This window comes from Oerskovia sp. USHLN155, from assembly GCF_037145535.1.
In the GTDB taxonomy this organism is placed as follows: domain Bacteria; phylum Actinomycetota; class Actinomycetes; order Actinomycetales; family Cellulomonadaceae; genus Oerskovia; species Oerskovia rustica.
Genome location: NZ_JBBCXG010000005.1, coordinates 350,553 through 361,919 on the forward strand (window position 1 = coordinate 350,553; position 11,367 = coordinate 361,919).

10 protein-coding genes are annotated in these 11,367 nt (G+C 73.4%); 2 read left to right on the plus strand and 8 right to left on the minus strand.

Annotated elements, in window-relative coordinates; genetic code table 11:
- Positions 1–23: 23 nt before the first annotated feature.
- The 4 genes from WFH32_RS09520 to upp all read right to left on the minus strand — a co-directional run bounded on the left by WFH32_RS09520 (position 24) and on the right by upp (position 3,950).
- Positions 24–1,109 carry a glutathione S-transferase family protein gene (locus WFH32_RS09520; RefSeq protein ID WP_336707135.1) on the minus strand — a complete coding sequence of 362 codons (1,086 nt, stop codon included), beginning with the start codon at positions 1,107–1,109 and terminating at the stop codon, positions 24–26.
- Between the two features lie 44 nt (positions 1,110–1,153).
- Positions 1,154–2,146, minus strand: coding sequence for a hypothetical protein (locus WFH32_RS09525; RefSeq protein ID WP_336707136.1), 993 nt, complete (start codon positions 2,144–2,146; stop codon positions 1,154–1,156).
- Between the two features lie 164 nt (positions 2,147–2,310).
- Positions 2,311–2,991 carry a winged helix-turn-helix domain-containing protein gene (locus WFH32_RS09530; protein WP_336707137.1) on the minus strand — a complete coding sequence of 227 codons (681 nt, stop codon included), beginning with the start codon at positions 2,989–2,991 and terminating at the stop codon, positions 2,311–2,313.
- 323 nt (positions 2,992–3,314) lie between these two features.
- Positions 3,315–3,950, minus strand: coding sequence for a uracil phosphoribosyltransferase (gene upp / locus WFH32_RS09535; RefSeq protein ID WP_138822549.1), 636 nt, complete (start codon positions 3,948–3,950; stop codon positions 3,315–3,317).
- Between the two features lie 156 nt (positions 3,951–4,106).
- Between upp and WFH32_RS09540 the strand changes: the two genes are divergently transcribed.
- Positions 4,107–4,538: a nucleoside deaminase gene (locus WFH32_RS09540; protein WP_030153537.1), complete on the plus strand. Its 432-nt coding sequence runs from the start codon at positions 4,107–4,109 to the stop codon at positions 4,536–4,538.
- 48 nt (positions 4,539–4,586) lie between these two features.
- On the opposite strand, the gene WFH32_RS09545 is transcribed toward WFH32_RS09540, so the two are convergent.
- Positions 4,587–5,438: an NAD-dependent protein deacetylase gene (locus tag WFH32_RS09545; protein WP_318244232.1), complete on the minus strand. Its 852-nt coding sequence runs from the start codon at positions 5,436–5,438 to the stop codon at positions 4,587–4,589.
- Positions 5,439–5,727: 289 nt separating this feature from the next.
- Between WFH32_RS09545 and WFH32_RS09550 the strand changes: the two genes are divergently transcribed.
- Positions 5,728–7,425 (plus strand): glycosyl hydrolase family 18 protein, encoded by a 1,698-nt coding sequence (locus tag WFH32_RS09550; protein ID WP_336707142.1) that lies wholly within the window; start codon positions 5,728–5,730, stop codon positions 7,423–7,425.
- Positions 7,426–7,525: 100 nt separating this feature from the next.
- On the opposite strand, the gene WFH32_RS09555 is transcribed toward WFH32_RS09550, so the two are convergent.
- The 3 genes from WFH32_RS09555 to WFH32_RS09565 are packed head-to-tail and all read right to left on the minus strand — an operon-like array spanning position 7,526 to position 11,123.
- Positions 7,526–9,646 carry a carbohydrate-binding domain-containing protein gene (locus WFH32_RS09555; protein WP_336707144.1) on the minus strand — a complete coding sequence of 707 codons (2,121 nt, stop codon included), beginning with the start codon at positions 9,644–9,646 and terminating at the stop codon, positions 7,526–7,528.
- Positions 9,646–10,503 (minus strand): polyphosphate polymerase domain-containing protein, encoded by an 858-nt coding sequence (locus WFH32_RS09560; RefSeq protein ID WP_336707146.1) that lies wholly within the window; start codon positions 10,501–10,503, stop codon positions 9,646–9,648. The genes WFH32_RS09555 and WFH32_RS09560 overlap by 1 nt, the downstream gene beginning before the upstream one ends.
- Positions 10,500–11,123, minus strand: coding sequence for a DUF4956 domain-containing protein (locus tag WFH32_RS09565; RefSeq protein ID WP_336707147.1), 624 nt, complete (start codon positions 11,121–11,123; stop codon positions 10,500–10,502). Before WFH32_RS09565 ends, WFH32_RS09560 begins: the two co-directional genes overlap by 4 nt.
- Positions 11,124–11,367: the final 244 nt, after the last annotated feature.

Genomic DNA, 11,367 nt, shown 5'->3' on the forward strand with positions numbered 1-11,367 from the left:
TCCGGACGGCCGAGCTCGCCGCGTCAGTCCCTGGGCTGCGCTGCCCGGGGCTCGCCCTCGACGGGCACCGCGAGAGGTGCGAGGTGGTAGGACGCGAGGTCCGTGGCCGCGGTGGGTGCGCTGCCGTCACCGAAGGGTGAACCGCCGAGCGCCTCGCGCCCGTGCGGTATGAGCCAGCCGGACAGGTCGGGGCCGTCGGGCACGATCCCGCTCGGGTTGAGCTGGGAGTGCACCCGGTAGTAGTGGTGCTTGATGTGCTCGAAGTTCACGGTGTCGCCGAACCCGGGCGTCTGGTACAGGTCGCGTACGTACCCCCACAGGACCTTGTCCTCGGTGATCTTGTTGCGGTTGGTCTTGAAGTGCCCGTGGTAGACCGCGTCGAACCGCACGAGCGTCGTGAAGAGGCGCACGTCTGCCTCGGTGATGTGGTCGCCGACGAGGTAGCGGCGCTCGGACAACCGGTCGGAGAGCCAGTCGAGGCGCTCGAAGAGGATCCCGTACGCCCTGTCGTACTTCTCCTGCGAGTCGGCGAACCCGGCGCGGTACACGCCGTTGTTGACGTCGAGGTAGACCTTCTCGGCGACGTCGTCGATCTCGTCGCGCCACGCCTCGGGGTAGAGGTCGGGGGCGCCGGGCCGGTGGTACGCGGTCCACTCGGTCGACAGGTCGAGCGTGATCTGCGGGTAGTCGTTGGTGACGAGCAGGCGCGAGGGGACGTCGACGATCGCGGGCACGCTCACGCCGCCGTCGTCCTCGGGGTCGCGCGCGAGGTAGTGCTCGGCGAGGAAGTGGGAGCCGAGCTCGGGGTCGACCCCGTCACGGTCGAGGGTGAAGCGCCACGAACGGGAGTCCTGGATCGGGTCGACGACGCCCAGCGAGATCGCGTTCTCGAGCCCGAGCAGCCGGCGCACGATGATCGAGCGGTGCGCCCACGGGCACGCGAGGCTCGCGACGAGCCGGTAGCGGCCGGGCTCGACGGGCCACCGGCCGTGGTCGTCGCCCTGCCCACCGGGCGCCGAGGTGCTGTCCGCGGCAATACGGTCGGTGAAGTGCGGGCCGCGGCGCTTCCAGCCGCGGGGGACGGGATTCGAACCGGTGGTGTCGCTCATGGACCGAACCTACGCCGAGCCCCTGGTGTCCGCAGCGACCGGGGTCACGGGGCGAGTGTGACGTCCGTCCGGACCGGGCGCAGCCGGGAGCCGACCACCCGGGACGTGCCGTCGTCGTGCGCCTCGACGAGGACCGTGACGGTCTGCGTGACGGTCCACGCCGACAGGCGGGCACCGGGCGGGACGGTCCCGAGCGCGCCGGTCGTCGGGGTGGGCGCGGTCCACCCACCGGTGAGCGTCACGGACTGCGTGCACTCGACCGATGCGAGGGCGAAGACCCCGTCGGCGGACGCGAGCCAGGCGGCGTCGGGGGCCTCGTACGCGCACGAGCGGTCCTCGGTCCCGCTCTCGGGGGTCAGGTCGGCGACGGGGAAGCCCTGGGTGTGGGCGGTCCCGAGCTGGTCGGCGTCGGCGACGTCGAGTGCGGGGGCGGCCTGGCCGGTGCGGGCGAAGGCGAGCACGTCCTCGAGCGCGGCGGCCCCGCGGGCGAGGGCACCGTCGTCGGGCCCGACGGCGGAGCCCCCTACGAGCGAGGGTTGCGGGAGGGCTACGGCCGGGTCGGTCGCGAGCTGGTAGGTCAGCAGCCACGGCGCGTCCGCGGACGCGCGCGTGAAGAGCGTGGACTCGACGAACTCGCCGTCCGACGCCGCAGGGTCCCCGGGTGCGCGCAGGGAGTAGAACCAGTCCGCGGTCCCGGCCGCCGGGGCGGCGAGCGTCCCCGGCACCGACGTGTGGGGTGCGACGGGAGCCGCTGCCTGTGCGGTCTGTGCGGCGAAGGCGAACGTCGACGACCGCAGGACGGGCCCCGCCTCGATGGTCGCGAGGGCGCCGCCGTCGCGGGCCGCGTTCGCTGCGTTGCGCGTCGTGGAGAGCGAGGCGAACAGCGTCGTGGCCGCGTCACGGGTGATCAAGGGCTCGCGCACCTGCGCGGGTACCGCGGCGACCTCGGTGCCCACGCATCCCGACAGGAGGCCGACCGAGGCGACCGCCCCGATCAGGCCCGCGAGGGGACGGGCGACAGGACGGGGCGCAGGCACGGCGGCGGAGACCTCACAGGACGGGGCGGGCGGACGCCCTCATCCAACCCTGCCGGGGGCGCTCGACCAAACTCGTCGCGCGCCCGTCCGGCGGGGTTCGTGCTGCCGGGCCGGACGGGATCCCCCCACGAGACCACGAGCGTGCGACCCGGCAGCACTGGTCCTCAGGCGGCGTCCCCCGAGCCCCTGAGGACGACGTGGGTCTGCGGGTCGAACCGGTAGCCGAGCCCGCGGACGGTCGAGATGACGTGCTGGAGCCCGAGCTTCTCGCGCAGGCGGCGCACGTGGACGTCGATGGTCCGGCTGCCGTCACGCACCGCGTCGGCACCCCAGACGGTCGACAGGAGCTCGTCCCTGGTCACGACGCGGTGCGCCGACCGGGACAGGTGCGTCAGGAGCTCGAACTCCTTGTGGGTGAGCCGCTGCTCGGAGCCGTCGACGGTCACGCGGCGGCTCGCCGGGTCGATGACGACCCGCGGGAACGGCGACAGGGCCGCGAGCCGGTCGCGGAACGCCTCGACGTCGCCGAGCGGGGCGAGGTCCGGTGCAGGGACGGGGATCTCTGCCCGGCGGGCGGCGCTGCGGCCGCGCGCCTTGCGGCGCCCTTCGTCGACGAGGTGCTCGTGGCGGTCCGTCGCGGGCTCCGACAGGGTCAGGGCCGTGTAGGTCTCGGCCTCGGGCAGCCACTCGCGGGCCAGCTCGCCGAGGGCCTCGGCGAGCTCGACGAGCTCGGCCTGCGGGTGCTCCCCGGTCGCGGCGTCGACCCCGACGTACAGGACGAAGCCGGGGTGGGTGCGACGGTGGGGTGCGTGCGGGCGAGGGGTCTTCTGGGTCAGGGTGGCCATGAGATGCTCCAGGGTTCCCGCTCGACGGCCTGGGCCGGAGCGGCGCCGACGACGGTCGGCAGGGGTTGTCAGGGGGCTGAGGGAGTCAGGCCGGACAACAGACGCTGGAGGGCACGCTGACGCTCGGACGCCGGTCGGCGCCTCGGCAGGTCAGCGAGGAGGTCACGTGGCGAGCATGGCAGCGACACGGGGGGTCGCCAAGGGCAAGCGCCAAGAATCTCACGGGGTGAGACGCGAATATGGGACGGACGCGACGCCGTCGGGCATCGTGGGCGCGGGCGACGCGGCGGACCGGTCACCCCGCGCCCACGAGGGCGCTGGTCTCAGACCACGCCGTAGAGGCGGTCGCCCGCGTCGCCCAGGCCCGGCACGATGTACGCCTTCTCGTCGAGCCGCTCGTCCACCGCGGCCACGACGAGCTGGACGTCGACACGGTCGCCGACCGCCTTCTCGAGGACCTCGATGCCCTCGGGGGCCGCGAGCAGGCACACGGCCGTGACGTCGCGCGCGCCGCGCTCGAACACGTAGTCGATCGCCGCGACGAGCGTCCCGCCGGTCGCGAGCATGGGGTCGAGCAGGAACACGTGGCGACCCGTCAGGTCGTCCGGGAGGCGGTTCGCGTAGGTGACCGCTTCGAGAGTCTCCTCGTCGCGCTGCATCCCGAGGAAGCCGACCTCGGCCGTGGGCAGCAGGCGGGTCATGCCCTCGAGCATCCCCAGGCCTGCGCGCAGGATGGGGACGACGAGCGGGCGCGGCTCGGCGATGCGGACCCCGACCGTCGTGGTGACCGGGGTCTCGACCTCGTGGGGCTCGACCCGGACGTCCCGCGTCGCCTCGTAGGCCAGCAGGGTCACGAGCTCGTCCACCAGGAGGCGGAAGGTCGGGGAGGCGGTGTCCTTGTTGCGAAGGACGGTGAGCTTGTGGGCGACCAGCGGGTGGTCGGCGACGTGCAGGCGCATGGTTCGAGCGTACCGCCCGGTAGCCTCGGGAGCATGGTCCCCGACGACGTCGCCCCCGCCGCAGAGCCCGGTCCCGTCGGGCTCGACCTGCCCTGGGCGACCGGAACGTTCCCGCCCGACACCGTCGCGGCCCGCCGCGCGGTGTGGGACGAGCTCATGGGGCTCGCGCTGCACGAGGCGACCCACGCCCTCGCCACGGGCGACGTGCCCATCGGGGCGCTCGTCGTCGGGCCCGACGGACGGCTGCTCGGCCTCGGCCGCAACCGGCGCGAGGAGATCGGCGACCCCACCGCCCACGCCGAGGTCCTCGCGCTGCGCCAGGCCGCGGCAACGCTCGGCTCGTGGCGCCTCGAGGGGTGCACGCTCGTCGTGACGCTCGAACCCTGTGCGATGTGCGCGGGGGCGACCACGCTCGCGCGCGTCGAGCGCCTCGTGCTCGGAGCGTGGGACCCCAAGGCCGGCGCGTGCGGGTCCGTGTGGGACATCGTGCGCGACCGCCGCAACCCCCACCGCGTCGAGGTCGTCGGCGGCATCCGCGACGTCGAGTGCGGCGACCTCATCCGGGAGTTCTTCGAGACGCAGCGCTGAGCGGCCCACGGACCGCCGCCCGGCCCTCGGCCGAGCCGCCCGCCGACGTCAGAGCCTGTCCGCGAGCTCCTCGAGCGTCTCGGACACTCCGGCCTCGAGCTTGATCGTGGCGAGCGGGTCGCCCCGGGTCGCGCCGCGGTTGACTATCACGACGGGCTTGTCGGTCTTCACCGCGTGCTTGACGAACCGGAGCCCGCTCAGGACGGTCAGCGACGAGCCGGCGACGAGCAGCGCGTCGGAGGCGTCGACCATCGCGTAGGCCCGCTCGACCCGCTCGCGCGGCACGTTCTCGCCGAAATACACGATCTCCGGCTTGAGCATGCCGCCGCAGAACTCGCACGCGGCGGGCACGAAGTGGGCGGTCGACTCGATCACGGCGTCGGCGTCGGGGGCGGTCTCGACGTCGTCGAGGTCGCCGATGCTCTCCAGGAAGTGCGGGTTGAGCTCGGTGAGCCGGTCGGCCAGGTGCTCGCGCGAGATGACGCGCGCGCAGGACAGGCAGATCACGCGGTCGTAGCGGCCGTGGAGGTCGATGACGTTGCGCGAGCCCGCGTCCTCGTGGAGCAGGTCGACGTTCTGCGTGATGATCCCCTCGAGGACGCCGCGCTCCTCGAGCCGGACCAGGGCCTTGTGCCCGGCGTTGGGGTGCGTGCGGTGCACGCGCTGCCAGCCCACGTGGTTGCGCGCCCAGTAGTGGCGACGGAACGCCTCGTCCCCGACGAACTGCTGGTACGTCATGGGGTTGCGGGGCGGGGAGTCCGGCCCGCGGTAGTCGGGGATGCCGGAGTCGGTCGAGATGCCCGCGCCCGTCAGGGCGGTGAGCCGCTTGCCGCGCAGCAGGTGGACGACGTCGTCGATCGTGGGGCCGGTCGCTGGGGTCTCGGGGGTCTGCGGGGGCACGATCCGAGCGTACGACGGCCGCAGGAGCGGTTCCACAAGGAGCGGTGTGAGGTGCGGCGCCCGGGTGGGCGGGGGCGGGACGGGTGGACCGGGCGCCCTTGAAGTGCGCCGAGGACATGCCGCGGAAAAGCACCGAGTAGGACACCCGTCCAAGGGGCAAATCGGGCTTACCGCTCAACACGCCCTCGCATTGGTTAAGACCCTTGGCAAAGGTTCCTTTCGGGTCTACTGTGCGAGGCGTCCGAACAAAGTTCCGGGCGTGCCCGGAGGAGAGCAACGAGGCCCTCACATGCAAGACACACCCAGACGCCGGCTCGCGCCGGTGGCGATCGCCGCAGCCGCGGTCCTCGCCGCATCCGTCGTGGTGGCACCGGCAACCCAGGCCGCCACCACTGCCAAGCCCGCCGCGACCTCGTCGTCCGCAGGCCCTGACGACATCAACGGCTACCGCAGCGTCGGCTACTTCATGGCCGACGGCCCGATCACGCGCAACTTCCACGTCGCGAACCTCGTGTCGACCGGCGCGATCAAGGACCTGACCCACCTCAACTACGCGTTCGGCAACGTCACGACCGACCTCGTGTGCGACATCAACCAGGTGCCCGGCGAGGGCGACGCGCAGAACGACTTCCTGCGCCTCGTGCCCGCCAACCAGTCCGTCGACGGCAAGGCCGACAAGGCCGGCCAGGCGCTCGCGGGCAACTTCAACCAGCTCCGCAAGCTCAAGGCCGTCAGCCCCGACACCAAGATCCTCGTGTCGCTCGGCGGCTGGACCTGGTCGGACAACTTCTCCGAGGCCGCGTCCACGGCCGAGGGGCGCACGAAGCTCGTGAACTCGTGCCTCGACATCTACATCCGGGGCAACCTGCCCCAGATCGGTGACAAGGGCGGCCCGGGTGCCGCGGCCGGCATCTTCGACGGCATCGACATCGACTGGGAGTGGCCCGTCACCGGGGGCGAGACGGCGAACGCCCGCCCCGAGGACAAGGAGAACTTCCTGCTCCTCATGGAGGAGTTCCGCACCTCGCTCGACGCGCTGGGCGCGCAGGACGGCCAGGACTACCTGCTGACGGGCTTCGCCCCCGCGGGTGGCTGGAACGCCGGCCAGGGTGGATGGCTCGACCCGCGTCTCTTCGCGGTGGTCGACTTCCTCAACGTCCAGGGCTACGACTTCCACGGCGGCTGGGTCCCGAACAAGACCGGCCACCAGGGCAACCTGCACCCGGACGGCACCGAGAACTGGGGCCTCGGCCTCGACGGGGCGATGGGCATGTACGTCAACGCGGGCGCGGACCCGCAGCAGCTCAACGCGGGCCTCGCGGCCTACGGCCACGGCTGGTACGGCGTCGCGGACGGCAGCGCGGGCTGGAAGCCTGCCGCGGGCTACATCGGCACCAAGACGTACGCCGAGCTGCGCACCGTCGGCAAGGCGTACTTCGACCCGAAGATCGGCGCCTCGTGGCGCTACGACGGCGACCAGTGGTGGAGCTACGACGACAAGGCGTCCGTGAACGCGAAGGCCGAGTGGCTGGCGGTCCAGGGCTACGGCGGCGCCATGTGGTGGGACCTCACGGGCGACTACAAGAACGAGCTCGGCTCGACCCTCGGTGCGACGCTGCGTGCGTCGACCCCCGGCCCGCAGGTCGGCGCGCAGTGCGCCGCCCCCTGGTACGGCTCGGGCGTCTACACCTCGGGTGACGTCGTCTCGCACGACGGCGCCGAGTACAAGGCCAAGTGGTGGACGCGTGGCACGGCCCCGGCCGCGACCTCGGGCAGCCCGTGGCAGAAGATCGGCCCGTGCGGCACGGCCCCCGTGGTCGAGGTCGTCAAGTGCGCCCCGGCGTTCTCGCTCGAGGCCACGTACTCGGGCGGCGCGGTCGTCTCGCGTGCTGGCGTGAACCACACGGCCCAGTGGTGGACCCGTGGCGAGGTCCCCGGGAGCGACGTCTGGGGTGCGTGGGACGCGGGTCGGCCCTGCTCGGTCTGACACCTGCGTGACCGTCCCGGGTCGGTCCGGGACGGGTCAGGGGCGCCGCACCTTCGGGTGCGGCGCCCCTGACGCGTGCGGGGAGAGGCGCCCGACGTCGTCACGCGCCGCTCGTGGTCGTCCCGCCCGAGGTGTCGGTCGAGCCGTTCGAGCCGGGCCCGCGGCCGCCGCCCATGCCGCCCATGCCGCCGCCCGCGAACTCGCCCGCGACGGCTTTCGCGGCCTGCGTCGTGCCGTCGGTGGTGCCGTCGGACGAGAGCCCCGTGCCGTCCGGGGTGCCGAGCGTCCCGCCGGTCTCGAAGAGGTAGGTGGCTCCCGTCTCGATCTCGGGCGACGAGTAGACGACGTTCTGCGTGTCCTTGGTGACCTCGTAGGACACGAGGGTCGTGCCGTCCTCGGCGAGGACGTGGACCACGGTCCCGGCCGCGGCGCTCTGGTCGAGGTTCGCGGCGACCCAGCCCTGCGACGAGTCGGTGTCGGGGGCCACGGCCATGCCCGAGCTGCCCGCGGCGAGCAGCGTGCCTCCCGAGACGGTGAACGTGCCGTTGACGTCGAGCGCGCCGTTCCCGGCGTTCGTCGGCCCCTGGACCACGGTGGTCCCGCCGGTGATGTCGAGCGAGCCGTTGCTGTCCAGGCCGTCGCCGCCCGCGTCGACCACGAGCGTGCCGCCCGAGATCGTGAGCGAGTAGTCGCCCGCCGCCTCGCCGCCCGGTGCGCCGCCGCCCTGGCCACCCGCCTGCCCGCCGGGGGCTGCGCCGTCGGGCATCTCGCCGGACGGCATCTCACCGCCGGGCCTGGCCGGGGGAGCGCCGGCCGTGCCGTCGCCGGGGACCGTGCCGTCGGGCAGGGTGGGGCGCTCGCCGTCGGCCGGGGGAGTGAAGTCGCCGGGTGCCTGGCCGTCCTGCGGTGCAGGGCCCTCCTGCGCCGTGCCGGTGCCCGTGGTGTCGGTGCTGCTCCCGCCCGCGGCGTTCACGCCGTCGTCGGACGCGGTGATGTGGACGTCGCCGCCCGCGAGCGTGATCGTGGCCCCTTCGAGGCCCTCGACCGACTCCGAGACGGTGAGGGTGCCGGCCGTGATCGTGAGGTCGCCGTCGGCGTGGACGCCGTCGTCGCCCGAGGCGAGCGTGACGTCCCCGCCGGAGACCGACACGGCACCGTTCGAGTGCAGGCCGTCGTCCGCGGCGGCGGCGTCCACGGTCGCGCTGCCGCCGACCACGACCCCCACGTCGCCCTTGATGCCCTTGGCCGAGGCGTCCTCGGCGACCTCCGTGCCGGGCCCGCCCGCCGCGGCGATCTTCACGGTCGCGTCCGCGACGATCGCGTCGGTCTCGGCCTGGACGCCGTCGTCGCCCGACGTGACGTCGACCGTCCCGCCGAGGATCGCGACGTAGCCCATGGTCTCGTCGTCGGCGTTCGTGGACTTGAGGCCGTCGGCCGCCGCGGTCACGGTGACCGACGCGTCGCCGGTCACGACCAGGTAGTCCTTGCCGCGGACGCCGTCGTCGCCCGCGTCGACCGTGAGGTCGCCCCCGGCGATCACCAGGCCGTCCTTGCTCACGATCCCGTCCGTCGCGGCGCTGACCACGTCGAGGGACCCGGTGCCGCCGATCGTGAGGTCGGCCGAGGAGAACAGGGCTGCGTCGGGCTCGTCGGTGCTGCCGTCAGTCTCGGTGTCATGGTCGGGGTCGACCGTCGTCCCGGTCGCCTCCAGGTGGTTCGTCGAGCGGTCGGCAAGGACCACGACTGCGGTCGCGGTGTCCTCCACGACCAGCGCAGAGGTGGTCGAGGACGTGACGCTCGCACCGTCGAGCACGAGCCGCACCACGCCGTCGCCCGACGACGCCACGACGAGCTGCCCGTCGGTCAGCTCGCCCGTGACGCGGTAGGTGCCGGCCTGGGTGATCGTGACGGTCGAGCCGTCGACGGTCACGCCGTCACCGTCGGCCTGGGCCGAGTCGCCGTCGAGCGAGAGCGCGACCTCCTCGGACTCGTCCCACGAGAGGTCCGCGTCGTCGGCCCCCGAGGAGTGCGGGTCGGCGTTCGCGGCCATGGCCTCCTCGGGGGTCAGGCCCGCGACGGCGGTCGACGCCGTCGTGGCCGCAGCGGCGTCGCTCGTGGTGGTGCTCGTGCCCGTGTCCGCCGAGCAGCCGACGAGCGCGGCGGCCGTGAGCGTGGCGGTCAGGACAGCGGTCGTGACGGTGGTGGGTCTACGGAGTCGCATCAGGTGCTCCTGTCGGGAGAGGTGGTCAGGGAGGGTTCGACCCAGCGGCGGACGACACGTCGCCACGGGGTGCTCGGCAGGTCGGGGCGCAGGACCGCCAGACCCGTGCCGTACTTGGAGATGCGCTGCGGCCGGTGGCCGCTGCGCCAGAGCAGGTGGTCGAGGCACGACGGCGTCGACCCGGTCTTGGTCTCGACGACCACGAGGTCGGGGACCGCCGCGGCCCGGCCCGCGGGCGTGCCCTCGTCGAGCAGCCACGTCAGGCCTGCGTCGAGCGTCGCGCGAGCCGCGGGCGCCCCGGGCCTCGTCCCGGGCAGGAGCAGCGTCGTCCGCCGGTACCTGGTCACGAGCCCGGCCGCGAGCGGCAGGTCGGCCGCCTCGGGGATCGCGGCGGCGTCGAGCGTCGCGGACACGAAGCGTCGGCCCTCGCCCAGCTCGCTGCGGCCTGCGAGGTCGTGCGTCACGCGGTCCTTGACGGTCGAGCCGCGCGCGGCCCGCGTCTTGACCTCGAGCCACGCCTCGCCCGAGTCGAGGTACGTCCGGGTGCGGACCTTGAAGCGCCGCCGACGACGGTGCGCCGCCAGGTGAAAGCTCGTCAGGTCCGGGGTGTCGAAGTACACCGACTCGTACGAGAACTCGCGACGGCCGTCGACGTCGAGCACCCGCACGCCCGGCTCCCGCTCGGCGAGGTCCGCCAGGACCGCCCGTGCCTCCGCGCGCCGCAGGACGTACTTGCGGTCGATCCGCGTCTGGAGCGACGCCGAGGCGACGAGCTCGTCGAGCGACACGGGGGAGAACCCCGCGTGCGGCGCGACGAGGGTGTCGGGCGCGGCGCCGTCGGGCAGGAGCGTGGTCATGCCGACACCCGGGGGGCGGGGCGGGCTGCCGCGACGTCGCCCGCGCTGCTCGCCGCGACGCCGCCGCCCGGGGCGACCTCGAAACGGACGTCGACCAGGGTCGTGTCGTTCACGAGGTCGAGGCGCTGGACCGACGCCGAGTGGACGTGCGCCCCCAGGAGCTGCTCGAGGTAGGCCACGAGTCCGGCCTCGTCGGGGAAGGCGCGGTCGAGCAGGACGACCTGGCTGCGGTGGCGGCGCAGCAGCCGCGGGTGGTCCGCGACCGCCATGACCACGAGGATCAGGGCGCTGCCCGCGACACCGAGCCAGCCCGCCGTCGCGCCGAGGCCACCCAGGAGACCCAGGGCGAGGGCCGCGAAGTAGTACGCGACCTCGTGCTGGCTCAGCTCGGTCGACCGCAGCCGGATGATCGACAGGACACCGAAGAGGCCCAGACCCAGGCCTGCGCCGACCGTGCTGCTCGCGAGCGTCGCCGCGACCGCCAGGACGCCCACGTTCACGCCCAGGTAGGCCACGACCAGGTCACGGCGCCGATGACGCGGGAAGTAGAGGCCGAACGTCAGGACGAGCACGGCGACCAGGTCGACGAGGTACAGCGCGAGCTGTGGGGGCTGGGTCACGGGTGACCTCCAGGTGACGGGGAACTGAACTCCTCCATGGAGCCGTCCGAACCTGTGAGGTCGCTATGACACGGGGTAGGTGGGGATGTGAGTCTGCGGTGCCCGTCGCCGAGCCTGCGGTGTGCCTGTCGCCGAGGTAGACCCGTGTGGGCGGGGGAGGGCGACGGGGGGGGTACCAAGCGCCCACCGGGGTACCGACGGCCCCGAGGCCGGCCCCCGCGGGCCGCGGTACGCGCCCCCATGG

Coding starts and splice junctions, on each gene's coding strand:
- WFH32_RS09555 (WP_336707144.1), bottom strand. CDS start 9,646: ATGCGACTCCGTAGACCCACCACCGTCACGACCGCTGTCCTGACCGCC.
- WFH32_RS09550 (WP_336707142.1), top strand. CDS start 5,728: ATGCAAGACACACCCAGACGCCGGCTCGCGCCGGTGGCGATCGCCGCA.
- upp (WP_138822549.1), bottom strand. CDS start 3,950: ATGCGCCTGCACGTCGCCGACCACCCGCTGGTCGCCCACAAGCTCACC.
- WFH32_RS09560 (WP_336707146.1), bottom strand. CDS start 10,503: ATGACCACGCTCCTGCCCGACGGCGCCGCGCCCGACACCCTCGTCGCG.
- WFH32_RS09540 (WP_030153537.1), top strand. CDS start 4,107: ATGGGGCTCGCGCTGCACGAGGCGACCCACGCCCTCGCCACGGGCGAC.
- WFH32_RS09520 (WP_336707135.1), bottom strand. CDS start 1,109: ATGAGCGACACCACCGGTTCGAATCCCGTCCCCCGCGGCTGGAAGCGC.
- WFH32_RS09530 (WP_336707137.1), bottom strand. CDS start 2,991: ATGGCCACCCTGACCCAGAAGACCCCTCGCCCGCACGCACCCCACCGT.